The sequence below is a fragment of the Paenibacillus sp. FSL R10-2788 genome (genome assembly GCF_038003885.1).
In the GTDB taxonomy this organism is placed as follows: Bacteria; Bacillota; Bacilli; order Paenibacillales; family Paenibacillaceae; genus Paenibacillus_AQ; species Paenibacillus_AQ odorifer.
In genome coordinates, this window is record NZ_JBBOQA010000001.1 from 6,794,437 (window position 1) to 6,817,490 (window position 23,054).

At 42.9% G+C, this 23,054-nt stretch carries 23 protein-coding genes; 7 read left to right on the forward strand and 16 right to left on the reverse strand.

Annotated features, from left to right (window positions below; genetic code table 11):
• Positions 1-68: 68 nt before the first annotated feature.
• Both NSQ50_RS30160 and NSQ50_RS30165 read right to left on the reverse strand, forming a co-directional pair.
• Positions 69-1,052: an EAL domain-containing protein gene (locus NSQ50_RS30160; RefSeq protein WP_036682271.1), complete on the reverse strand. Its 984-nt coding sequence runs from the start codon at positions 1,050-1,052 to the stop codon at positions 69-71.
• Positions 1,053-1,107: 55 nt separating this feature from the next.
• The gene (locus NSQ50_RS30165; RefSeq protein ID WP_076140610.1) at positions 1,108-1,791 is read right to left on the reverse strand and encodes a Crp/Fnr family transcriptional regulator; all 684 of its coding nucleotides are present in this window, start codon (positions 1,789-1,791) and stop codon (positions 1,108-1,110) included.
• Between the two features lie 135 nt (positions 1,792-1,926).
• On the opposite strand from NSQ50_RS30165, the gene NSQ50_RS30170 reads away from it, so the two are divergent.
• Positions 1,927-2,778 carry a leucine-rich repeat domain-containing protein gene (locus NSQ50_RS30170; RefSeq protein WP_076222392.1) on the forward strand — a complete coding sequence of 284 codons (852 nt, stop codon included), beginning with the start codon at positions 1,927-1,929 and terminating at the stop codon, positions 2,776-2,778.
• Between the two features lie 15 nt (positions 2,779-2,793).
• Here NSQ50_RS30170 and NSQ50_RS30175 read toward each other — a convergent pair whose 3' ends face one another.
• The 3 genes from NSQ50_RS30175 to NSQ50_RS30185 form a co-directional block, all read right to left on the reverse strand.
• Positions 2,794-3,783: a sensor domain-containing diguanylate cyclase gene (locus NSQ50_RS30175; RefSeq protein ID WP_036682276.1), complete on the reverse strand. Its 990-nt coding sequence runs from the start codon at positions 3,781-3,783 to the stop codon at positions 2,794-2,796.
• Positions 3,784-3,821: 38 nt separating this feature from the next.
• A complete protein-coding gene (locus NSQ50_RS30180; RefSeq protein WP_036682278.1) occupies positions 3,822-4,616 on the reverse strand; it encodes an alpha/beta fold hydrolase in 795 nt (264 codons plus the stop codon).
• Between the two features lie 427 nt (positions 4,617-5,043).
• Positions 5,044-5,805: an SDR family oxidoreductase gene (locus NSQ50_RS30185; protein WP_036682280.1), complete on the reverse strand. Its 762-nt coding sequence runs from the start codon at positions 5,803-5,805 to the stop codon at positions 5,044-5,046.
• A 269-nt stretch (positions 5,806-6,074) separates the two neighbouring features.
• On the opposite strand from NSQ50_RS30185, the gene NSQ50_RS30190 reads away from it, so the two are divergent.
• Complete coding sequence (locus tag NSQ50_RS30190; RefSeq protein ID WP_063829811.1) at positions 6,075-6,641, forward strand: TetR/AcrR family transcriptional regulator; 567 nt, start codon at positions 6,075-6,077, stop codon at positions 6,639-6,641.
• Between the two features lie 68 nt (positions 6,642-6,709).
• Here the strand turns inward: NSQ50_RS30190 and NSQ50_RS30195 are convergent, their stop codons facing one another.
• The 3 genes from NSQ50_RS30195 to NSQ50_RS30205 are packed head-to-tail and all read right to left on the reverse strand — an operon-like array spanning position 6,710 to position 10,219.
• Positions 6,710-8,779 carry a carbohydrate-binding domain-containing protein gene (locus NSQ50_RS30195; RefSeq protein WP_038573842.1) on the reverse strand — a complete coding sequence of 690 codons (2,070 nt, stop codon included), beginning with the start codon at positions 8,777-8,779 and terminating at the stop codon, positions 6,710-6,712.
• Positions 8,780-8,802: 23 nt separating this feature from the next.
• A complete protein-coding gene (locus NSQ50_RS30200; protein WP_036682284.1) occupies positions 8,803-9,483 on the reverse strand; it encodes a DUF4956 domain-containing protein in 681 nt (226 codons plus the stop codon).
• Complete coding sequence (locus NSQ50_RS30205) at positions 9,476-10,219, reverse strand: polyphosphate polymerase domain-containing protein (protein WP_036682286.1); 744 nt, start codon at positions 10,217-10,219, stop codon at positions 9,476-9,478. The genes NSQ50_RS30200 and NSQ50_RS30205 overlap by 8 nt, the downstream gene beginning before the upstream one ends.
• A 260-nt stretch (positions 10,220-10,479) precedes the next feature.
• Between NSQ50_RS30205 and NSQ50_RS30210 the strand changes: the two genes are divergently transcribed.
• On the forward strand, positions 10,480-11,157 hold the full coding sequence (locus NSQ50_RS30210; RefSeq protein WP_036682288.1) for a response regulator transcription factor: 678 nt from the start codon (positions 10,480-10,482) through the stop codon (positions 11,155-11,157).
• Positions 11,157-12,431 carry a sensor histidine kinase gene (locus tag NSQ50_RS30215; RefSeq protein ID WP_036682290.1) on the forward strand — a complete coding sequence of 425 codons (1,275 nt, stop codon included), beginning with the start codon at positions 11,157-11,159 and terminating at the stop codon, positions 12,429-12,431. Before NSQ50_RS30210 ends, NSQ50_RS30215 begins: the two co-directional genes overlap by 1 nt.
• 59 nt (positions 12,432-12,490) lie before the next feature.
• Here NSQ50_RS30215 and NSQ50_RS30220 read toward each other — a convergent pair whose 3' ends face one another.
• Both NSQ50_RS30220 and NSQ50_RS30225 read right to left on the reverse strand, forming a co-directional pair.
• Complete coding sequence (locus NSQ50_RS30220) at positions 12,491-13,246, reverse strand: class I SAM-dependent methyltransferase (RefSeq protein ID WP_076140608.1); 756 nt, start codon at positions 13,244-13,246, stop codon at positions 12,491-12,493.
• The gene (locus NSQ50_RS30225) at positions 13,243-13,803 is read right to left on the reverse strand and encodes a hypothetical protein (RefSeq protein ID WP_036682293.1); all 561 of its coding nucleotides are present in this window, start codon (positions 13,801-13,803) and stop codon (positions 13,243-13,245) included. Before NSQ50_RS30225 ends, NSQ50_RS30220 begins: the two co-directional genes overlap by 4 nt.
• Positions 13,804-13,898: 95 nt before the next feature.
• Here NSQ50_RS30225 and NSQ50_RS30230 point away from each other — a divergent pair, with 95 nt between their 5' ends.
• Positions 13,899-14,813 (forward strand): phosphatidate cytidylyltransferase, encoded by a 915-nt coding sequence (locus NSQ50_RS30230; RefSeq protein ID WP_036682294.1) that lies wholly within the window; start codon positions 13,899-13,901, stop codon positions 14,811-14,813.
• Positions 14,814-14,835: 22 nt separating this feature from the next.
• Here NSQ50_RS30230 and NSQ50_RS30235 read toward each other — a convergent pair whose 3' ends face one another.
• The 6 genes from NSQ50_RS30235 to NSQ50_RS30260 form a co-directional block, all read right to left on the reverse strand.
• Positions 14,836-15,495, reverse strand: a complete 660-nt coding sequence (locus NSQ50_RS30235) for a uracil-DNA glycosylase family protein (protein WP_235219470.1) — start codon at positions 15,493-15,495, stop codon at positions 14,836-14,838.
• 97 nt (positions 15,496-15,592) lie between these two features.
• Positions 15,593-16,831, reverse strand: a complete 1,239-nt coding sequence (locus tag NSQ50_RS30240; protein WP_036682298.1) for an amidohydrolase — start codon at positions 16,829-16,831, stop codon at positions 15,593-15,595.
• A 104-nt stretch (positions 16,832-16,935) separates the two neighbouring features.
• Positions 16,936-17,700 carry a polysaccharide deacetylase family protein gene (locus tag NSQ50_RS30245; protein ID WP_052097389.1) on the reverse strand — a complete coding sequence of 255 codons (765 nt, stop codon included), beginning with the start codon at positions 17,698-17,700 and terminating at the stop codon, positions 16,936-16,938.
• Positions 17,700-18,305 (reverse strand): YkoP family protein, encoded by a 606-nt coding sequence (locus NSQ50_RS30250; RefSeq protein WP_038573845.1) that lies wholly within the window; start codon positions 18,303-18,305, stop codon positions 17,700-17,702. Before NSQ50_RS30250 ends, NSQ50_RS30245 begins: the two co-directional genes overlap by 1 nt.
• 23 nt (positions 18,306-18,328) lie before the next feature.
• Positions 18,329-18,925 carry a sensor domain-containing protein gene (locus tag NSQ50_RS30255; RefSeq protein ID WP_036682302.1) on the reverse strand — a complete coding sequence of 199 codons (597 nt, stop codon included), beginning with the start codon at positions 18,923-18,925 and terminating at the stop codon, positions 18,329-18,331.
• 189 nt (positions 18,926-19,114) lie between these two features.
• Positions 19,115-20,905, reverse strand: a complete 1,791-nt coding sequence (locus NSQ50_RS30260) for a helix-turn-helix transcriptional regulator (protein ID WP_038573848.1) — start codon at positions 20,903-20,905, stop codon at positions 19,115-19,117.
• Between the two features lie 281 nt (positions 20,906-21,186).
• On the opposite strand from NSQ50_RS30260, the gene NSQ50_RS30265 reads away from it, so the two are divergent.
• Positions 21,187-21,795, forward strand: coding sequence for a LysE/ArgO family amino acid transporter (locus NSQ50_RS30265; RefSeq protein ID WP_036682305.1), 609 nt, complete (start codon positions 21,187-21,189; stop codon positions 21,793-21,795).
• A gap of 166 nt (positions 21,796-21,961) precedes the next feature.
• Positions 21,962-22,945 (forward strand): GMP reductase, encoded by a 984-nt coding sequence (guaC, locus tag NSQ50_RS30270; protein ID WP_036682307.1) that lies wholly within the window; start codon positions 21,962-21,964, stop codon positions 22,943-22,945.
• The last annotated feature ends 109 nt before the right edge of the window (positions 22,946-23,054 follow it).

Genomic DNA, 23,054 nt, shown 5'->3' on the forward strand with positions numbered 1-23,054 from the left:
GGTTGGCTGTACTCAGACTCTGACCTGAAATTCATCTCATCCTCTGGACCGATATATACTCATTAGGATTACTGTTTGGGAATAGGATCAGGCTTTCCAAATAAATATCCCTGAAACAACTGATAACCACTCTGCTTAAGCCATTCAAAGTCCTCTCTAAACTCCACACCTTCTGCTAAAGGAACAGATTGGATTTCTAAAGCCTTTTCTAAAAATTGTTTAGCTATTTTCTGTTTGTTCGGATCACTGGACACGCCTTGAACATATTTCATATCTAACTTCATGTAATGAGGTTTAAGCTCCAATAACATCTCGATTGTGCTGAAGCCTTCCCCAACATCATCTAAAGCGTATTCAAATCCCCGGTCCTTGTAATATGTCAAAATAGCTTTCAAATGAGCGAGATCATCCACTTTCTCCGTTTCAACAACTTCAAAGACAAAAAGAGAGGGATCGACACCTAATTGATTAGCCAATTCAACCGTTGATCTTAAGCAGAACTCTGGAGCGTAAATTGATGTAGGGATAAAATTAATAAACGTTTTTTTATTTAAGGGCGCAGCATATTTTACGGCAGTCATTCTACATAACCGGTCTAAAGCATATAAACGCCCACGATTCCGTGCTGCCGCAAAGATCTCATTAGGATAGATAAGGGATCCATCTTCTTTTTTAAATCTCGATAAAAGCTCGTATGCAAAAATCTCTTCCCTTACGTTCACAATCGGTTGGAAGTAACAAGTAACAAGACCCTTAGTGATAACCTCATCAATCCACTTCATATCCATTACAGTAGACATCTCGGATAGAGGTCTCCATGCTTGGTCATCTATACGAAATTCAATTTTCCCGGACTCCATATGATCGTTACAGAAATCTAGAAGATCTCGCGCTTCAGCTTCCTTAATCGTAATCACATTTTCTTCTACCTTATGTATCGTATTACTTCTACTCAAGTGATGAATAACCTTAGGTAAAACCCTAAGATTAAGCTCACCATGAGGCTTGATTTGAAAATTCAGCTCTCTTACTACACAATGATTACAAGCCATATTCATAACCCCTTTAATAATCGATTCTCTGAAAAAGATCCCGGAACGGCTCTTCTCAATCGAAATCCGTATACTCCAGTAAATATGTCGCGTCTAACACGGTGATCTGCTGATGTTGAATCTCAATAATCTTTTGCTCTTGCAGATCTTTAAGCACAAGGGTAGCCGTCTCCCTTAACGTTCCGATCATATCCGCGAACTGCTGATGGGTCAATCGAAGATCAATCCTCTGTTTGCCTTGCTCCTCTACTCCAAATCTTTGGTATAGTCTTCTCAGCGTAAATATCGCACGCGCTCTCGCATCATGAAATTTCATTTCATGTAATAACCGATTCGATAAAAATAAACGGTCCATTTGCAGCAGCATCAATTGCTCCTTAATCAACGGGTAATCGGCAAGCATCTGCTTAAAAAGCTCATGTTTAATCTCAAATAATACAGTATCATTCATAGCCACCGCAGACAGCACTCTTATATTGGAGGGATGGATCACTTCCAGATCGCCAAAGAAATCGCCTTTTCCAAAAAGATCTACGGTATGCTCTTTCCCTTTCGTGGTAGCGTACACCCTTATAATCCCCGAATAGATAATGTAGGCATAATCCCCCGGATCTGATTCTGCAAACACCAGGGTCCCCTTAGAATATGCCTTATAAGTGAATAATCCTGAGACCGCCTCGATCTTCTCCGAGGGTAAACCTTGAAAAAAGCGAGTGCCAGTCCAAAAAGAAGCTTCCATCTCATTATTCCTTTCTAACAGATTCCATAGTTTTGTATGCCAACATACTGATAATAAATCATCATCCTGTTATATTCTATCGTAACGTTGTCACATAGGCTTGATGCCAATACAAATTACAAAGGAGATCCATTCATGAAATATAATTTTGACGGAAAAGGACTTATTGAAACGCCAGATGTCGTGTTTGAGAGCAATCCGCTACTAGAACTGAGCATGTACAACAATCATATTAAAGAGATTCCCGATCAGCTCTTCCTTCATGACGAATTAGAGGTACTTAATTATGCGGGCAATGAAATCGAACAGTTATCCGAGAACATCGGTCGCTTAGTTCACCTAAGAATGCTGGATTTAGGCCATAATCGGCTGAAGGTGTTGCCGGAGAGCATTGGCGGATTGCAGGGGTTGGATTCTTTTCTATACCTAAGCAATAATCAGTTCGAACAGCTGCCGGAGCAGCTCTGTATTCTCCAGAAACTTAAGTATCTGAACGTAACAGATAATCATCTCAAGCAATTGCCTGCCCGTATAGGCGAAATGAGCAGTCTGATTGAATTGCGGCTTTATTATAATCAGCTAGAATGTTTACCTGATTCGATCACACAAATAAAAGGGCTAAGAGAGATCCATCTCTATGGTAATCAACTGGTCATGTTACCAGAACATTTGGGTGCTATAGAAGAACTTCGGATACTTGATTTAAGTGATAATCGAATCACTAAGCTGCCTTCATCTATCGGTAATTTAAGCAAGTTAAGAAGACTGAACCTTAGAAAAAATAAACTTAATCAGCTTCCTGAGGAAATAGGTCAATTAAGCAGCCTTGTTGAGCTTGATTTAAGAGATAATCATCTGCAAGAAATCCCGGATTCGATTCTACAACTTGGACGATTAGAGAAACTGGATTTAAGATGGAATCACAGCTTAAGAAGAACAGAATTATTAGAGCAATTAGAGCAAAGAGGATGTATCGTTTATAAATAACAAAAAAGCCTCCGATTAAAGAAGCTTTTCACTCAAATCCATAATATGCGTAACGCGATTTCTCCCCTGTTCTTTCGAAGCGTAAAGCGCATGGTCAGCTTTTTCCAGAAGAGTGATGTCTGTATCGGTTGCTTCAAAAGTAGCTATGCCGACGCTTACCGTAACCCTGCCAATCTCCCAAGTGGAGCTGGCAATGAATTGCCGCAAATTGTCCGCTATAGCCTTGGCATCCGATGAATCTATATTAGGCAGCAGAAGGATAAACTCCTCACCACCATACCTAGCTACGATATCTTCTTTACGAGATTGGGATTTCAGGATACTCGCCAATTTCTCCAGGACATAATCACCCATCTGATGACCGTAGGTATCATTCACATTTTTAAAGTGATCAATATCTAAAATACATAATGAAAAAGGCGCCTGATCACGGTGATACGCTGCAATCTGCTCTTCCAGCTTTTCTTGCAGGAACCTTCTATTCTTTAATCCAGTAAGCTTGTCTGTAGTAGATAGCTCTACTAAAACGGCATTCATCTCCAGCAATTCAGCTTGCTTTTGCTCGATTTCAAGGTGGATTTGTTTGAGCTTTGCCAGTGCCTGATCTTTTTCCCAATAGGCCTCTTCTATTTGCTTCTTCGCAGATCGTAACTCTAGCTCATAATCAATACGTTTGCCCATCTGTACGAGAATACAATCAATGACCTCTACACCTTCACACTCGAGGCGTCTACCATTTAACAAGTAAGGGACGGCTTGTCCCTTGCTGTCCTTCAAATTGATAAATAGCTCTTCTACATGTCCATTCAGATTGATAAAAGGATAGAAGTATGAATGAAAAATAAGCTTGTTCGCCGTAGACATGATAGATTCAAAATGTTTATTTACCAAATCAACCTGCTGATATCCCATCCCATCCAAAAAGGTTTGATTCACATTGAGGATCATTCCTTCATGGGTAATGGAAACATATCCGCACGGCGCATATTTTAACCGGTCATCCATTGTCTAAATATCCTTTCAACACCATAATCTTCTCCATCTCACCTAAGATACTCATTAATCAAAGTAATGGTCTCCTGTGGATGGCTAATATGCGGATAATGGCCCTTGGCCTCCATTAACCGGAACGTACTATTATTCAAGTGTCTATGTAAATATTCTCCTACTTCTATAGGAACGATACTATCATCCGAGCATTGCAATATGAGTGTAGGCACTGTCGCTTTAGGCAGATCTTCTCTATGATCCGAAAAAAATGTAACTTCCGCAAATTCTCTAGCGATAATAGGGTCGGCCGAAATAAAACTTCGTTCCAGCTGTTTAGTCAACATTGGGTCAGGGTTATTCATCGCAAGTGGAGCCATAAAGCTAGCCCAGCCCGCGAAATTCATCTCCATCATATCCAGAAGCTCAGTAATATCACTTTTTTCAAAGCCCCCGAAATAAGCATCTCCCTCATTTAAATAACGTGGGGAAGGTCCGATCATAATCATTTTATCAAAATAATCCGGCCGCTCGATTGAAGCAAGCAAACCGATCATAGAGCTAATAGAATGGCCTATAAAAATAATATCCTTGAGTTCAAATGTTTCGATGACATCTAGTACATCCTGTACATAACCATGGAGAGTATGATATTTATCCGATGTATATGCGCTTAAATCTGAATGGCCTGAGCCTACATAATCAAATAGAACGATTCGATACTTTTTCTCAAATGATGGCGTAATAAACTGCCACATGCTTTGATCACACCCAAATCCATGCGCAAAAAGGATAGTTTTTTCTCCTGCTCCAATGACTTTTACATGATTCCGCACCATAACATCGTTCATTTCATATAACTCCTCTATAGTTAGCATTCTCTCTATTTTGCAGGGTTCCCCTGGAAATATCAAGCGTATAAAAAACTCCGCTAGATTAATCTCTAGCGGAGTTTTATGTAACATCCCGTTTGGGTCATCATTTGGCATAATGGTAGCGTGCTGGGGCACTCCTTCGTTTAATCCGATAACATTTTGCCCGAAAAAATTGGTTGGCGGACCCAGCAGACCTTAAATGCGCCATTATTCCATATTTGAATTGCTATCGGACTCCACTGCAGCTATTGGCGCGAAAACACCAAATATGGGCCGATTTATATGAAATAGCGTCTCTGGAGTCCGAATCCCTTCTCAAAAGACTGAAAATTTGCGAATAACGTCATCTGGGTCCCTAAGACTCCGTGGATAAATTGTTGAGGCAGAGGTAGACAACCAACATTTAGAATGCAGAAGTCCAACCCGCATCAGCAGCGATGATAGCTCCGTTCACAAAACTGGAATCATCCGAAGCCAGGAATAACGCAACTTGTGCGATTTCTTCAGGTGTACCTACACGAGGGATCACAGCCTGTGTTAATTGTGTACGGCTCACGCCGAATTCATTTATATTTTTCATTGAAGCACTGATGTTTGTGGCAGTAGCTCCCGGTGCGATAGCATTACAACGAATCCCTTTGTTGGCATACATAAAAGCTGTATTTTTCGTCAAGCCTACTACAGCATGTTTAGAGGCAGTATAAGTTGCTCCCGCATGGGCACCACTTACGCCACCTGTAGAAGCGGTATTAACGATAACCCCTTTTCCTTTTTCCAGAAAAATAGGCATTGCTTTACGAGTGGACCGCATTACACTTTTGGTATTGATATCAAAGATAAGATCCCATTTCTCGTCGCTAATGTCGCCAACTGGCTCAAACCCATCCATAATACCGGCGTTATTAACAAGAATATCTAGTGTTCCGTATTCTTTTACTGCGGTATCAATCATGCTATCGATATCTTCAACTAGGGCAACATTTACTTTCAGTGCCTTAGCTACTCCACCATTACTGTTGATCCCTGCAGCTACTTGTTCTGCACCTTCGAGATTAAGATCGGCTACAATCACTTTCGCCCCTTCTTTAGCGTACAACTCTGCGATAGATTTCCCCATACCTGATGCCGCCCCGGTAACCACTGCAACTCTGTCTTGAAGTTTCATGTTGGAAGTCTCCTTTACGTTTATCTATAATGTAAATATCAATATATAAAATCTCTTTAACGCTTAAAATTTATACTACTCAAGTTTAATCCTCTAAAATTTAACTATCAATATACAAATGGGACACCAAATGTTCATAAATATATATAATGCAGGATTCTGTTCAAATAGGATTAGAAAATAGACAGTTAGGTGGTCTTCTGTTGCTTAAAAATAATCGGAGAACTAGCAAATCGCGTAAAGAGCTTAAAAACGCATTGATATTAATCATGGAAAAAAAGAATTTCCGCACCATTACGATAACCGATATCGTTACCCTTGCCGATTTAAACCGCGGAACCTTCTATAAACATTATCAAACCAAAGAAGAACTTCTGAATGAGCTAATTGATGATGTGTTGGAGGATTTAATTAAGGCTTATAAAGAACCCTATCTTCATACCGATAAATTTATAGTTAGTGAGCTGACCACCTCGAGCATCAAGATTTTTGAACATGTGGTCTCTTACTCTAATTTTTATACCATCATTATAAATTCCAATGTTCTGCCAGGGTTCCAAAATAGGATTTGCGACCTCTTAAAGGAGCTCACCAAGCGGGACTTAGTCGCAGTTAATAACACTAATACCAATGTTAATATCGAATTGTTTTCCAGTTATACCGCCTATGCTCTATTTGGATTAATCATAGAATGGGTAAAAGGCGGATTTAAATATACAGCTAACCATATGGCAGAGCAGCTGATTGAGATTCTGTCTTTTAATTCACATAATGTGATCATCAATACTTCAAATCAACCGATTAAACAGAATTCCATCCCTGTTAACGGCGACTGATTTACCTCAAACTATCAAAAGCCACTCCAAAATAATGCTGGAGTGGCTTTTGATATGCAATTTATAAACTAAGGTCTTCTGTTTCCACCACCGCCACCTGGACCTTGATTAGTGTTTGCGGTTGTTACTCCTGATTCATTTAGCCAAGTTACGCTGCTGGTAATTTCGAACGCTACTACTTTTGTTCCTCCTGTGTATTCACCATCCGTATACAGTCCGTTCGCTTCACTACCAGTCGAGGTACCTCCCGAGTAGAGGGTGTAAGAACCTCCGTCCTTCAGATCCGGTGAACTAATCACCACCGTTTGATAGCTCTTCGAAGGAGCAAAGGTCAGGATTGTGTTGCCTTCGCTGTCCTCTAGATGAACCAAGGTTCCAGCCTCCTGGGTCTGAGGGAAAGTCATGCTCACTGCATGTTGGCTAGAGGTGTCAGACGGTGCTTGTGCCATGCCCGAACTTCCCGCAGCCACCAAAATTCCTCCACTCTGTTCAAAGCTACCGTCGAAATCAAGTGCACCGTTACCGCTATTGGTAGGTCCATTGACAATAACCGTGCCACCCGACATTGTGATGGAGCCGTTCGAATCCAGCCCGTCACCTGAAGCATCCACCGTTAGTGTTCCTCCACTAATCGTTAGCATATTGCTAGCAGAATCGCTGAATTGATCCTGCTCCTGAGGGCCGCCGCCTACAGTCGCCTCATCGTTACCTCCTGCTACATTCACTCCATCATCAGAAGCAACCACATGAGCCTCGCCACCGGAAATCTCGATGTTTGCTCCTTCAATCCCTTCGTAGCTCTTCGTAATATCAATTTTGCCACCAGATATCGCCACCAAGGCATCCGCATGGATTCCATCGTCGCCAGTTTTGATGTTGAATTCTCCATCAGCTATAGCAATGTTACTGTTGCTGTGCACTGCATCATCAGCAGAATCGATGGTAAAGGTTCCGTTGTTTAAGCTAATATCTCCTCCAGCCTTCAATCCTTTAGTACTTGGTGTTTCCGATTCTGTAGTTGTTGCCGTTGTTGTCGTTGTTGGTGCTTCCGTTGTTGGTACCTCCGGTTTTGTTTCTGGCATCGTCTCTGGTTTTGTTTCAGGTATTGAGGTTCCTGTTGTTCCTGGTGCTTGATCCCCTGTTCCCTGACCTCGGCCACCTCTCATGCCCATACCTTGCCCTTGATCACCTGTTTTCACTTCACCCTTCTCGTTGCCCCCACCCGTAACTAAGGTGTATGTTCCGCCATCTATTACAAGTGAAGTCTCAGCTTGAATTCCATCATTACCAGCCGTAATATCAAATGTTCCTGCTGCTATTGCTATGAAGCCTTTGTCCGTCTCAGTATCGTTGGTTGATTTCATACCATCGCCTTCTGCCGTTATGCTGATATTTCCGTCTTGTACAGCGACAAGATCTTTACCTACAATCCCGTCATCGGCAGCCTTAATTTCAATAGTGCCACCCATAATTTTCAGATCGTCCTTGCTCGTAATTCCGTCATTATAGTTAGCGGAAACAGACAGCTTCCCGGTACCATTAATCGTTAAATCCGCTTTACTGAAGATAGCCGCACTTGGTTCATCTGTAGTTTCATCGGCATACACGTAAGTTGCTCCATCAGATACGGAGTTCTCCGTCCCGTCTTCCAAGGTAATGATTACTTTGCCCGCTTCTTTAATATCAATTGCAGCACTATCGCTGTTCGTGATGTTCACACCGTTCAGTACCAAGTGCACACTACCTTCATCCTGATTATTAACTACAATCTGTCCATCACTCAGCTTACCAGACAGCACATAAGTTCCTGCTGCAGTAATTGTCACTGAGCCATCCTTAGACTCGGCCCCGGTGCCGTCAACAAGCGCACTTGTTCCAGCCAAAGCAATTTCCGTCGATTGGTCAGCCGTCCAAGTTGTATTAGAATCCTCTTCATCGAACGTCACCAGATCGGACAATTTGGCGCTTGCCAGTTGTACTCCCGTGGCAGCCCCGTTCTGAGTTATCGTTGTTCCCGAGGCTGCTGCTGTACCCGCCGCTTCAGACTGTGTTGTTGTGGAATTGGTGCTGCAAGCCGACATAAGTAATGCACACAATAGCAAGATTCCTACTTTACTTCCGGTTATATATTTATCCATTTTTCATCCATCCTTTCGTTATCTTAATAGTCATTAACAGTTGGAGTCATGGTCAGCGAGAGGTCTAAATTACCGTTCCGGGTACGAATCGCATCCAAAAATTCCTTCTGGTTCACAGCCTCACCCAGCGTTACAGCGTAGACCAGCTCATATAAACTGCCAAGCTCAGTTGTTCTAATCTTTTTAAGCTCGTACCCAACATTATATTTATTGAATACTTCAGCGAAGGCTTCCTCATATCCCAGACTCTCCGGGATGGTTACCTTTAATGTTTTTTGCGACGTTGTTCTTACGCCAAAGTTAGTCCGGTTAAGGATAAACATAAGGGCACATAGGATAAGGGTGAACAAAACTGCATATCCAAAGGAACCCACTCCGCAGGCAAGTCCAGAAGCCATGGTGAACAAAACAAATGTGATATCCTTCGGATCGCCCGGCGCACTTCTAAAGCGAATGATGGAGAACGCCCCGGCAAGACTGAAAGCTCTGGCAACATTACTGCCGATAAGCAAAATGATGATTGCCACAATTACGGGCAGCAGTACCATCGTCAGTGTGAAGCTTTGCGAATAGCCGCTGGCATTCGTCTTCATATAGGTGTAGCTAATGATTCCGCCAAGAACAATAGCTATAAAAATAGTTAGCAGTGCGTTGGTAAACGTTAACTCTGTACTAGTTGCTACGGTAAATAATGAATCAAGCATAGAGGGCACTCTCCCGTTCTGTTTTACTGTTCTTCAGCATTTTTTTATATTCGTTGCCGTACTTAGAGAAGCTTGTACGGTACATTTGATGCTCTGAGAGCATTCTGGCCAGCCAGACCGGAATCGTGTTCTCAGCCTTTACTTCCATAAGCCACTGCCCCGGCTCCAGCAAGGGTTCGCCATGAACACCCTGCTCCATCTTCAGATCGTACCGGCGGCTGCGAATATTTGTATCGAATGTAATTCTTAGATCGCGATTGTTTTTACAGAACAACGCTTTTCGGTCATAAGACAGATACACCTTGGGCTGCAAATCATAGCGTGTCAGAAAATATTTGATCTCTTCAATCACCTGTTTATTCATGTAATCCTTGAATTCCGGTTCCATACCGGTGGCGACAAAATCATAAGCCTCGTTTAATTTAAGCGACGTTCTTCTTTTATTAACAAGACCAAATACCTTCTTCTTGATTTCCAGATACACCTTCGTATCTTGATTTGGAACACCGTAAGCTCTTAAACGAAGCTTCTCTTTGTACTTGGGCTTCGCAAGACTGTTACGAATCAGGGTGTTGTGCTCCGTGTCATAATATAAGTTGGTTATGGAGTAAAACTCATGTTGCTTGTTGAAATCGTCCAGTTCCATGTATTCAAGCAATTGGTTATAAAATTTATAGTAGGCTTCGTTGTCCAACAAATATTTGTTCTCATAACGGTTGAATACCTCAATCGCCATATGTGATCAATCCTTTCTGTTTATCGTTGTCTCGTGTGCTTATGAATGTATCTTAGATCCCAAACCTTTAATGAATCTTAAATGGTTTTACAAATTATTGATTATCTTTTACATTCCCTTAACACAGGTGTACATCGTAACTGCGGTGTATGTTGGACTTCCGGCCGCTGTTGTCTCTCTTCATTAAGGTTCAATAAAGGTAATACTGATATAATGACCTCAATAACAAATACTGGTTCTATGTAGGGGATGGCAAAACCATGAGAATATTAATAGTAGAAGACGAGCTTCATCTCGCTGAAGCCTTAACTCAAATATTAAAAAAACATAATTATTCGGTGGATGCAGTCCATGACGGCAGGTCGGGTCTGGATTATGCACTGAGTGGAATCTATGATTTGCTGCTGCTCGACATTATGCTGCCTGAGATGGATGGGGTTAGCGTCCTCAAGATGCTGCGAAAAAAGGGGATACCCACTCCCGTTATCCTGCTTACTGCAAAGGGTGAGATTACAGATATGGTCACTGGGCTGGACTATGGGGCTGACGATTATATCGCCAAACCTTTTTCCTCAGAGATCTTATTGGCAAGAATAAGGGCTGTACTAAGACGTAAAGGCGAGGTGATACCGGATGATGCTTTAAAGTTCGGGGATATTGAACTGAATACATCCAATCTGAAGCTTACCGTGGGTGGCAAAGAGATCAAGCTCAATCTAAAGGAATGTGAACTATTGGAGCTTCTTATCTTGAGGAAACAAGCCGTAACCTCCAAAGAACAAATTATTGAGAAGCTGTGGGGCTTCGATTCTGATGCTGAGCACAATAATGTAGAGGTGTATATTTCTTTTTTGAGAAAAAAACTGACCTTCTTAAATTCGACCGTACGTATTAGTACGATCAGAAACGTAGGGTATGTATTAGAGGTGACGACCTAATGTTCACGAAGCTCAGAAATCGGTTTCTTATTGTTAACTTAGTCACTATCTCGGTGATCATGCTGGTGGCCTTCATCTCGATTTATGTAATTACGTACCAAGATGTCCAAAACAATATTCAGATGGATCTTCACAGAATCATGGAAAACTACAAGTCTCCCGGTGGTGATACAGGACGAATGGGCTCAACTAAGGGAAGTTCCCAGTTACCCCATGCTGATAATAAACGTATGGATAACGGGACTCCACCTCCTGAACGGTCAGTCTCATTTATGCTGAAGATAGATACAGCGTCGAACCTCATAGGGAAAGATTCCAAATTTACTATGGACGATGAATTTTATAATACGGCTCTGCAAGAAGCGCTAAGTGCCGGTAAAGATACCGGAAGGTTCACCTTGGATAGCAGCAAATGGATCTTCAACATCCAGCATACGAGTGATGGGGCGATGCTTGTATTTCTGGACATCACTGCAGAGCAAAAAATCCTCACCAATTTAATCTATACCTTCTCTGTAGTTGGTTCGGTGATGCTGATTATCTTGTACTTCGCTAGCCGCTTTTTTGCTAATCGTTCAATTGCGCCGGTAAAGGAGGCTTTTGAGAAACAGAAACAATTTATTGCGGATGCTTCCCATGAGTTAAAGACGCCGTTGACCATTATTAACACCAATGCGGATGTTCTCCTGTCCAACAGTGATGACACCATTCACAATCAGTCCAAGTGGCTGCACTATATCAAATCGGAAACAGAGAGAATGACCAGCCTGACCAATGATCTGCTGTACCTGACCGAGATGGACGATTCCAGATCGAGAATGATTTATTCGAAATTCAATCTGAGCGACGTGGTTGAAAATATCATTTTAACGATGGAAGCTGTAATCTTTGAGAAGCATATCTCCCTTGAATATGACATCGAGCCTGATCTGACAGTGCTAGGCAATAGTGAACAGATCAAACAAGTGATTATGATCCTCTTGGACAATGCTGTAAAATATTCGAACCCTAAAGGCTCAGTCACCTTATCCCTTAAAAAACAGCATAATGACATGGTGTTAGCAGTCACTAATACGGGGGAGGGCATTGCACCGGAGCACTTAGCGAGCATCTTTGACCGATTCTACCGTACAAATGCCTCCCGGGCGCGTAAACAAGGGGGATATGGCCTAGGACTGGCGATTGCCAAATCCATTGTTGAACAGCATAAAGGAAAAATTTATGCCAAAAGTTTCGTCGGCGAGTCCACCACGTTTTACGTACATCTTTCATAACTACAAATAAAAAAGACTCAAACCCTGTTATCACTAAGGTTTGAGTCTTTTTATTTATTTTACACTTCGCCCCAATAAATTTCGGTCTTATAATCAAAAAACACTTGCCCACTCTGGTTATTTCGTTCAAATATATTCCGCAGCTCAGTCATCATATTCTCATAGCTTGGATCTCCGGGGACCGGAGTGTAGGAAGACGATCGAAGCCGCCCGCTTAAGCCCTCCAAATCAAACACCTGCTGATTGCTAAAATGCGCTACTTGCATCTGTCCTTTTTTGAAAAAGGAACTAAGGATCTCAGGGGTAATGTTCTTATGATTAACTTGAGTGTAGTTCGTCCCGAAGGTCTGCAGCAGCTGCTCATATTCCTCCAGAAATGGGGTACCGTAAGTGAGTCGGGAATTCCATATCAGAACCACTTTTCCGCCAGGTTTTAGAATCCGCTTGAATTCCAATTGCGTTGCGTCCCTGTCAAACCAGTGAAACGCTTGGGCGCATACGATAAAGTCCATCGACTGGTCAGATAATTCTGTATGTTCAGCAGACCCCGGCGATACAGAGAAATGGTTATCCTTTGCGAACTTCTCTTCCGCAGCTCTACGCATTTCCGGATTGGGTTCAACGGCAGTCACACAACTCCCGCGCTCCAGAAGTAATGCTGAGAATATTCCTGTTCCTGCACCAATATCAGCAATATCACAATTGGGTTGGAGCCCAATAGTATTGTACAAATAATTAATGGCTTCTCCAGGATAGCTCGGCCGATATTTCACATACGAATCTACCCGATTAGAAAATATTTCTTTGCTATTCATCCTTCGTCTCCTCCTAGGCGCTCAGGTTCATATTCACTTAATTTACCTTGGTAAACCAATCTCAGCCGATCACTTTGGCGAAAATCATCCGGAGTAACGAGTGCAGGCAGCTTATTCCATAACTTAATACCCGACCGCTCTAGAATTTCCGCTACAAATTGCGAACAAAAATAAGAGTTGCTGAATTCGACAGGCTCCTTCAGGGCAATGCCAATTACGCCGAGAATATTATAGAGATACTTTTGACGGCTTCGGATAAAGACTTGCAAGACCCGCTCCATTTTCTCCACTTCGCGGGCTGTAACTTGAAGTTCATATAGGACACATGTTGTATTTGGATATTTGCTGAACGTACCTGTCTTAATATCCTCCTTCACAAACCCTCCATTCAGGGGGTTGCTCGGATGCTTCCTGCCAAAGCTATACAGCTCGGAAAGCTCTCGATTAAAGGAGATCGAGGCATGATTATAGGGTGCTTTTGTATAGCCTTGAATGAGCTTCGTAAAAAGCGTCCCGGTATTCGTCAGTAATATAAAGACCGATGGATCTGCTGCCATTTACAATTTTCCCCTTATCAAGTTTGAACGTTTCCTTCATAATAACATATGAACCCATTAATGGAATCTACTCTAGGACAAGTTGGTGATCAGTTATCGACCGCTCTTTATTAACTATAATTCTTATCTTTGCGGCCCTATCGGCCATTCACTTGATGTATGTAGTTATAGGGAAGCTACAGCCAAATAAAGATTATACGGGCATTGGCTTTCGCATCAAGACGTGGTGGGGAATGCTTTTTATCTTTTGCCTAGCTACCCTATTTAATCCCGTCGTCTCTCTTCTTTCTCTCATGGTGCTCTGCTTCTTTGCACTGAAGGAGTATTTCTCCATGATGAAATCACGAAAATCCGACCGCAGGCTATTTCTGTGGGCGTACTTATCCATTCCGTTACAGTTCTACTGGATTTATATCGAGTGGTACGGAATGTTTATTGTCTTCATCCCAGTTTATGTATTCTTGCTCCTACCACTGCCCAGAATGATTAATAAAGGCACGGTTGGTTTTATGCGTAGTGTCAGCTCCACGCAATGGGGGCTAATGCTGATGGTATTCGGGCTTAGTCACTTGGCCTACTTTCAATTTGCTACACCGGAGTATGGAGCCGGGCTTGTACTTTTTCTAGTAGTGCTAACGCAGCTCAATGATGTGGTCCACTATCTGGCATCACTTTATGTAGGGAAGCGTAAAATAGTTCCCACCGCCAATCCGTATTTGACTTGGGAGGGTTTCGCTTTCGCATTTGTCATCACGACAGGAGTTTCCTATCTAATCTATCCCTACCTGACGCCGCTCAACCCAATCTTCGGGTTACTGTCAGGCATGTTGGTCAGCTTGAGCGGCTTCTTTGGCAGTTTAACGGTTTCCGTGTTAAAGCGGGATCTGCTAATCGGCGATGGCGATAAATTCGTGGCTTTGAAGCAAAGCCATTTAAGCCGGATCGATAGCTTGACCTACACTTCACCGGTCTTTTTTCATGTCATTCGTTATTTTTTCGACTTCATGTAAATTATCTGATTGTGAGCTTGAATCAGCCCTTCCATGAATGATTATGCAGTATCTTCATCATCTGTTCTTGATGGCTGGCGAACTGCTTATATCGATGTCCGTTGGCGCCCGAGGGGTGGGGAAATCCCCATAAGCAGCGTTGTTTATCTAGCTCACCTGCGGACACAAGGAGTTGAAGTATACTTTCCACTGTTTTTCCTAAGGGAATAATTAAGGCCCGGCTCAGTATGTTCAGCTCCTCACGCAAGGAAGATAATGCCTGCGCCCTGAGGAATGAATTTGAAAGTAGCTTGGGCTGGGTCCCACTATAATTTTTCTTATCCACGAACACAGGAAAACGCAATAAAGAGCTGGTGTGCAGGATCGTCTGCTGCTGCTGAAATAGTTCTTCACAAGAGGTTAGGTTCAAGTGTTGATGCAGTTTAAGTGTATCTAACATATGAATTAACGTGTTCCGCATGGAGCCTGCGAATCTCGCCGCTTCCTTCGCTGTCCTACATACCTCTTCATCTGATAAACCAGCTTCCAGACCTATGATCGCTTCTTGTATCGCTATGCCCATTTGTGTGAACCCGGGCGTTAACCCTATAATGATCATCTTAGCAGAAGGATTAATGTATTCATTATGGGGGGCATAATACATTTCCACCTTGCCATTACGCTCCATTAGAAGCTTATCCACCTGCAGATCCTCTTTAGTTAGCACTGTACCCTTCGGGAGTGAGAGGATCGCCGATTTATACTGATGCAGATAGTTAGAGAGGAGCATATCATCTGCCTCACAGGTCTCTATTTGTTATCGAACCACTCACCAGACGGCCTTCGTACCAGACAGCTTGGCGCTGCGCTCTTCGGGCTACTGCTTCTGCCGAACAGCTGGCATGCAACAGCACAAAGCTAGCAGTGTCGCCAACCTTTGGCCATACCTGCTCGCCTTTTGGATCAAGGGGTGTTAATCCTCCTGTTATAAATCCGAGGGATTGAGATAATGCCAATTCATCGTTGCAGCCGTACAACTCCGCGTAACGTCCTGCCTTTTCCAATTGATCTCCATTACCAAAAGGGGACCAGTGATCGGTAAGGCTATCTGTTGCCAGCTTCACTTTTACCCCTTGGCTATGCAGCATCGGAAGTGGCATCATCATTCTTCCAATAGGCACTGTGGATGCAATAGTCATACCCAGTGATGCCATCCGTTTAGCTACCTCTTCTGCCTCTTGCTGCTGAGCTCCTGCGAACCAGAACGCATGACTGACCGTGACCTTTCCTTGCAAGCCAGCTTCTTCCGTCAGATCAGCTAACCGCGTCAGTGTTTTCTTTCCCGCTTCTTTTCCATCATGTAAATGAATATCAATGCCGGCATTACTCATCACTGCTAGTTCCACCATCGTCTGAAGTGACTTCTCGATATCTCCATCCACCGTATAAGGATCTACTCCGCCTACAAAGGTTGCCCCCTCTGCCAGAGATTGTTTTACCAGTTGCACAGAATCCGAGCGCAGCAGGCCATGCTGGGGAAACGCCACAATTTCAGCTGAAATTGTGCCCGCGAATGTATTTAATGCTTGTACAGTTGCCTCTAATCGCTGCAAACCGCTGACAGGCTCAATATTGCAATGGCTACGCACATGTGTGGCACCAAACCCCTGAATAAGCGTCAGGATGCTCTCTGCTTGTTGTCTCGCCATGGGCAGCAGCTTAGGCAATAATACCTTCTCTTCCTCAATCCGTTCGAAAACACTGGACGCAGGCTTTACCGCTCTCCATGGTCCACCGTAATACGTTTTATCTAAATGGATATGTGCTTCTTCGAAAGAAGGCAACATCAACAACTCTTTACAGTCATATTTCGGGAGCTGGCTCTGAAGCTCTATGTCTGCTCCAACAACTTCTGATATCTTATCCCCGTCAATGCGGAGATGACAAATCTTCGTATTCGTACCCGCTACTTGCCCATCCTCAATAACATAACCTTGTTCTAATCTTATATTGGTTAACCAGTAAGAAGCATTCAACATGCTACCCCATCCTTTTCTCAACAATTTATATAGGTACGGACCGCTTTACTCTAAATGTTACCATAGCCCTTGCCATATAAAAAATGATTGAGAAATTTCAATAGCTACAGATCAATCTGCCCCCGATGTTTGACTCTGGATCTAGCTTCTCTACTATGACTAACTTCCTTGTTCAGCAGTTCATCCATCCGAAGACACTTCAGACCCTTTTTATCCATTTCTTTTAAGACTTCTTCTAATCCAGTGATCATATTCAAGGGCGCTTCTTCATCTGCCCACGGTGTATCTCCGCTGTCGTGTAGAACAATGATTGAGCCTGGTTTTATTTTTTTTATTAAGGCATCCTTTAATTGTTCTGCACTCAGTGAAGCTTTCCAATCTCCGACCATGACAGACCACAATACGATTCGATAAGATTCTCTTAGCAAAAAGAAATCCCCTAAATTAAGAAGCCCCCAAGGTGGGCGGTAAAAGATAGGCCGCTCTCCTGTAATTCGCTCAACAATGTCTGCTGTGCGATCTACTTGCTTCCGTCTATTGGTCCAGGGGAAGTGGATCCAGTTGGGTGTATGAGTATAATTATGAATGCCGATTTGGTGTCCTTCTCTGTGCATACGCTCGATCAATTCCGGATATTGCTTTGCCTTTTTGCCTAATACGAAGAAGGTCGCCTTTATGCCATGCTCTTTTAATAGATCTAGAAGTTCAGGTGTATAACAAGGATCCGGACCGTCATCGAACGTAAAGGCAATTTCCTTCTCTGCACCTACGTCCGAGTGAACCCCCCATCCCAATATTCGGGTAAGTGCAAAAGGAACGATCATATAAAGAACAATCACATCCACTGCTAAAATTATGAAGGCCCACATTAGGAAGCCGCCTCTGTCTTACGCGGGGCAAACCGCGCTTTCAAGGACTGCTTACTAAGCACAAGCATCATGGGAGATAACTTCTCTGTGCTGTCCTCTACACGATGTTTCCCTTCCGGATGCAGCATGCGCAGTAAGAAACGAAGGTATATCCCGAACCAGTGCCGCTGCCATTTGGACTTGATGGGGCGCTGCTCAAAACCTATTCCATGAATAATCCCCCGGTGAAGCAGCGTAATCCCGGTTAGCGCATTTACTTTGCTTAGTTCCGGATTGCTGTCTAGATCACGACTGATCTCCTTCATAGCCTCGCGAAGCATGCGTGCCGTACGAATTCCGGCCCGATCTGCACCAAGCGTCCGTGTCAGCTGCACGATCTGGCGATTGTCCAAATGAAGCTCACCCACCCAATCTCCAGGAAGTATCCGTTGCCCATCTTGGCAGACCAAAATTTCTCCGTGATATTTCAACACTACCAATTTACATATCCCGTATCTACGCACGGACTGACTACGAAATTTGGTGATGACAGCAAATATGTTCTCCCACATCATCCAAAGGGATTGTGAGAATAATTTTATAAATGGAACTGAGGTTATCATCATTTTTCCTTCTTTCCTGTTTGAGTTTATCTTCTAGCAAAATCCTTCACTAAACGCCGCGTATACCTGCCGATCATCTTTACCAGACTGTTTCCGAGATAAGCACCTATCCATAGAGACACTGCACCTAACAACATGAAGAAAAGTGAGATGTTGAATGTTTTATTTTCAATCCCAAATAGCGTTATAGAGGATACATCTAATAAATACAGGATAGGTGACAACAGGAGAATAATAGGGGTCAAGTAAAAAAGAGTGGCACAAATGAGACTGACCATGCCGATGCCAAGTTGCAACATCAACCCTATAATCGCTCTCCAGTTATGATTATCCTGCAACTCCATCTTCACCTTTTCCCACAAGCTGCCTTCTTCGTGAGATCGGGTTGGTAGCGTGCGAACGGAGATATCCGTATAGACTTTAGTTCGAATTCGCTCATACTGTAAAAAAGTCTCGGTAGAACGCAAAACATAATAGAGGATCGGAATCCCCACTAAGGTGAAGGACATCGCAACTCCAAAGGTAATGCCCACCAAATAAAAACAAAAGTAAAATAGCCCTGTGGCAAAAGTAATTAATAAGAAACAGAAATTTCTCACATGTTTCCGTATCATTTGATTCATGCTTTTCTCTCCCTCTCTGCAATAAAAAATTGTTCATATCTAAGCAACTCTTATGCTAGTGCTTTTGGTGTAAAATCGACCAGTGCCATAATGTCATATGACAAAAAAAACACCCTACTGCCCACTCCCACAAGGGAAAGCAAACAATAAGGTGTTTCTCAATTTTAACTGATTTAGATTTAGTCAGCGTTAATCCGAAATGCCAAAAGCCTTCTCGACTGCCTCCTCACGGTTTCGTACCCCGAGCTTAGCATAGATGGTGGACGCGTAATTTCTCACCGTTCCATCGGACAGATATAGTTTAGCGGCAATAGATTTATAACGCATTCCCTTCGAGAGGCATTCTAGAATCTCCAGCTCACGCGAGGTCAGCCCATATTCATTATTCTTCTCCGTCGGCGGCGCCTCTGAAGCTGGATGCATCTCATAGTGATCAATTAATACATTCGTAATATCGGGTGTAATCATCTTTACGCCCCGATGTACGAGACGTATTCCTTCGAACAGCTCCTGCGGCTCGGTAGACTTTAACAAGTAACCATCTGCCCCATTTTGCAGTGCCTCGACTGCCATATCTGCTTCTTGAAAAGTAGTCAGGATCAACACTCGTACCCCTGGCCACTTTTGCTTAATAAGCTTAGTCGCTTCTGCACCGTCCATGCCTGGCATATTTAAGTCCATCAGCACCACGTGAGGTTGTTCCTGCTCGCAGAGGCTTATTGCTTGTTCACCATTCTCAGCTAACCCAATAATCGCAAAATCCGGCTCCTGCTCTAGAATAATTCGCAGACTATCGCGGATATAGGGTTGATCATCCACCAGCAATAAACGAACCGTTTCCTCCTGTATCTCTTCAAGCCTTGGTAAACTGCAGGTCACTAAGGTTCCTTCCCCTGGCTTAGAGTAGAAATACACCTGTCCTTGCAAGTTGGAGGCACGCTCCTTCATCGCATTGACACCAAATCCTGCTTTTAAATCTTCAGTGCCTAATCCATTATCCTGCACATCCAGCCGAATCAACTTCTCTTCATAATGTAAGCTGATGACAATTTCAGTGGCGTGACCATGACGTGCAGCGTTGGTTATCGACTCCTGCAAACATCTGTATAGTGCCATTTGGGCCTGCTTAGATACTGTATACGGCTCTCCGAATGTTCTTAAGCGAATCTTAACCTTGGAGAAGGTCTGGAAGTCATCCACTAATTTCTGTAGGGACTGCATAAGCGTCATTGCATCCTCCGAAGCGCCCACATGGTGCAAATATCGCCGAACATCATCCAAGCCATTGCGGGTTAGCTTTAACAAGGCATCTATTTTGTGCTCTCCTTCAGAGGTGTTCACCTCCGAACGTAAAGTCTCTAGCCCCATAATAATTGAAGTATAAGAATGCCCCACCGTATCATGCAGATCTTTGGATAAACGATCTCGTTCTTCCAGAAGTGTCATACGTTCAACTTGCGAGATATACTGCTCTAAAACAGCATTTTGCTCCTTAATAATTCTACCCTGCTTGTGATTCACCACTAGTAAATGAAAAGCGAACCCAAGCGTATACACTAAACCCATGTTAAAAATCATTGATACAGCATCCATTTGTTGTGACAATCTAGATAACATAATTGGAATCAAAATGACCGTGATCGGAGCTGTCCAACGATAGGACTTCTCTGCACTATTGCTGGCAATCATAAAAGCGATAGGCAGAAAAGTTACGTACGATTCAGGAAACAAAGCAGCCAAATATAAGCAAAGTCCACCCGAAAAGAGGATCTCCGCCATCAGATAATACTTGTAGTGCAGCTGCAAACAAAACCAAGGCACAGAAAAAGAGACCACGCCCCAAACAAACGCGATCCAGAACGGAATCGTAAAATCCTCCGAAAGATAACACATGGTGACCAAAAAAGAAGTAGAAAAACAAATCCGAAACAGGAGGACGAGCCAATCGTACCAGAACCACTGTTTGACCAGATTAAACAAGACATTTCCCCCTATATACTCTGCTGACTTAATCTTTATTATAGTGTAACCCCTTAAGGACTCACTAGTTACAAAAAGTCATGAGTTGAGATGACATTTTTACTAATGGTGTAATTAGTGTAATTGATCATTCAATGTCCCTCTGAATAAGCAGCTTTTTAAAGCAAAGCCCAGACTGTATGATAGTACATATTATTTGTCCATAAAATTGTAGTAAACCAATCAAACCAATAGGTCCGTAAATTTTATAACGTATGACCAGTATCGGGGGAATAATAACTATGTTAGCCGCACTACTTCATGGCATTGCACTAGCCTTTGGATTAATTCTTCCACTTGGCGCACAAAATGTCTTTGTATTTAACCAAGGGGCCTCGCAGCCACATTTTAAAAAAGCCATTCCCGTTATTGTTACAGCCGCTTTATGCGATACCCTGCTTATTTTATTAGCCGTATTAGGTGTTTCAGTCCTTGTGTTTGCCATCCCCGTTCTGCAGACCGCTTTATTTGCTGTAGGACTTTTATTTCTTTTGTATATGGGATGGTCTATCTGGAAAAGTACACCGGCATCGTCAGCGCAAGACGCAACCCCTTTATCCTCCAAAAAACAAATCCTGTTCGCGCTGTCCGTTTCTTTATTAAATCCACATGCGATTTTGGATACTATTGGCGTTATCGGCACTAGCTCGCTTAGTTACACAGGTGTAGACAAAGTTGTATTTGCTGGCGCGACTATCCTAGTGTCATGGATTTGGTTCTTTGGGCTGGCTGTAGCCGGAAAAACCGTAGGACAAATCGACTCAAGTGGCAAAATCATGCGGATCATTAATAAGATCTCCGCGATCATTATCTGGACCGTTGCTGCTTATATTGCCTTCAAGCTTTTTTAAATGGAGGAAAAAGAATGCCGTACACGAATTTGCCGTATAATTATGTCCAATTTACACCATAATGTACTAGAATTTTGACTTACGGCGCAGAATGAGGTACATTACAATTTGGACGAACAATTAACAAACCAAAATACTATAATGTTCGCATTTAGAGGTGTAAATTATGAAAGAAGTATTCGATTATGAAGATATTCAATTAATTCCTGCAAAATGTATCGTAAACAGCCGTTCGGAGTGTGATACATCAGTCACCCTCGGTGGGCATAAATTTAGATTGCCGGTGGTACCTGCCAACATGCAAACCATCATTGATGAGAAGATCGCTATCTCCTTGGCGCAAAATGGCTATTTCTACATTATGCATCGTTTTGAACCGGAGAAACGTACGTCTTTCATCAAAGACATGCACTCCCGTGAATTAATCGCATCCATCAGCGTCGGAGTTAAAGAAGAAGAGTATGATTTCGTCGAACAATTATCCAAAGAACAGCTGGTTCCGGAATTCATTACAATTGACATTGCACATGGCCATTCCGAAGCAGTCATTCGGATGATCAAACATATTAAACAATACCTGCCTGCCAGTTTTGTTATTGCAGGAAATGTAGGAACACCTGAAGGCGTTAGAGAATTAGAAAACGCTGGGGCTGATGCTACTAAAGTTGGGATTGGACCAGGGAAGGTATGTATCACTAAGATCAAAACTGGATTCGGTACAGGCGGCTGGCAGTTAGCTGCACTACGCTTGTGTGCCAAGGCTGCAAGCAAGCCTATTATTGCCGATGGAGGCATTCGCACACACGGTGATATTGCTAAATCCGTACGATTTGGCGCTTCTATGGTCATGATTGGTTCACTATTTGCTGGTCATGAAGAATCTCCGGGTGAAACCATCGAAATCGCTGGGAAGCTCTATAAAGAATACTTTGGCTCCGCTTCAGAATACCAAAAAGGTGAAAAGAAGAACGTCGAAGGTAAGAAAATTGCGGTTGAGCATAAGGGGGCTTTAGCAGAAACCCTAAGAGAAATGGAGCAGGATCTTCAATCCTCCATCTCTTATGCAGGTGGCAATAAATTAGAGGCTATCCGTAATGTGGATTACGTTATCGTTAAGAACTCCATTTTTAATGGAGATAAAGTCTATTAATTGAATACACAGGTGGGCAGGATGACTTAGGTCAATCTTGCTCACCTTTTTTTATGAGAACGAGTTCCGCTGGCCTACTTTGGGGTAATGGTAAGAATAAACTTCTATT

Excerpts from the sequence above, each read along its gene's own strand:
- NSQ50_RS30160 (WP_036682271.1), bottom strand. The coding sequence starts at position 1,052 with ATGGCTTGTAATCATTGTGTAGTAAGAGAGCTGAATTTTCAAATCAAG.
- NSQ50_RS30165 (WP_076140610.1), bottom strand. The coding sequence starts at position 1,791 with ATGGAAGCTTCTTTTTGGACTGGCACTCGCTTTTTTCAAGGTTTACCC.
- NSQ50_RS30170 (WP_076222392.1), top strand. The coding sequence starts at position 1,927 with ATGAAATATAATTTTGACGGAAAAGGACTTATTGAAACGCCAGATGTC.
- NSQ50_RS30175 (WP_036682276.1), bottom strand. The coding sequence starts at position 3,783 with ATGGATGACCGGTTAAAATATGCGCCGTGCGGATATGTTTCCATTACC.
- NSQ50_RS30180 (WP_036682278.1), bottom strand. The coding sequence starts at position 4,616 with ATGAACGATGTTATGGTGCGGAATCATGTAAAAGTCATTGGAGCAGGA.
- NSQ50_RS30185 (WP_036682280.1), bottom strand. The coding sequence starts at position 5,805 with ATGAAACTTCAAGACAGAGTTGCAGTGGTTACCGGGGCGGCATCAGGT.
- NSQ50_RS30190 (WP_063829811.1), top strand. The coding sequence starts at position 6,075 with ATGGAAAAAAAGAATTTCCGCACCATTACGATAACCGATATCGTTACC.
- NSQ50_RS30195 (WP_038573842.1), bottom strand. The coding sequence starts at position 8,779 with ATGGATAAATATATAACCGGAAGTAAAGTAGGAATCTTGCTATTGTGT.
- NSQ50_RS30200 (WP_036682284.1), bottom strand. The coding sequence starts at position 9,483 with ATGCTTGATTCATTATTTACCGTAGCAACTAGTACAGAGTTAACGTTT.
- NSQ50_RS30205 (WP_036682286.1), bottom strand. The coding sequence starts at position 10,219 with ATGGCGATTGAGGTATTCAACCGTTATGAGAACAAATATTTGTTGGAC.
- NSQ50_RS30210 (WP_036682288.1), top strand. The coding sequence starts at position 10,480 with ATGAGAATATTAATAGTAGAAGACGAGCTTCATCTCGCTGAAGCCTTA.
- NSQ50_RS30215 (WP_036682290.1), top strand. The coding sequence starts at position 11,157 with ATGTTCACGAAGCTCAGAAATCGGTTTCTTATTGTTAACTTAGTCACT.
- NSQ50_RS30220 (WP_076140608.1), bottom strand. The coding sequence starts at position 13,246 with ATGAATAGCAAAGAAATATTTTCTAATCGGGTAGATTCGTATGTGAAA.
- NSQ50_RS30225 (WP_036682293.1), bottom strand. The coding sequence starts at position 13,803 with ATGGCAGCAGATCCATCGGTCTTTATATTACTGACGAATACCGGGACG.
- NSQ50_RS30240 (WP_036682298.1), bottom strand. The coding sequence starts at position 16,831 with ATGTTGAATGCTTCTTACTGGTTAACCAATATAAGATTAGAACAAGGT.
- NSQ50_RS30245 (WP_052097389.1), bottom strand. The coding sequence starts at position 17,700 with ATGTGGGCCTTCATAATTTTAGCAGTGGATGTGATTGTTCTTTATATG.
- NSQ50_RS30250 (WP_038573845.1), bottom strand. The coding sequence starts at position 18,305 with ATGATGATAACCTCAGTTCCATTTATAAAATTATTCTCACAATCCCTT.
- NSQ50_RS30255 (WP_036682302.1), bottom strand. The coding sequence starts at position 18,925 with ATGAATCAAATGATACGGAAACATGTGAGAAATTTCTGTTTCTTATTA.
- NSQ50_RS30265 (WP_036682305.1), top strand. The coding sequence starts at position 21,187 with ATGTTAGCCGCACTACTTCATGGCATTGCACTAGCCTTTGGATTAATT.
- guaC (WP_036682307.1), top strand. The coding sequence starts at position 21,962 with ATGAAAGAAGTATTCGATTATGAAGATATTCAATTAATTCCTGCAAAA.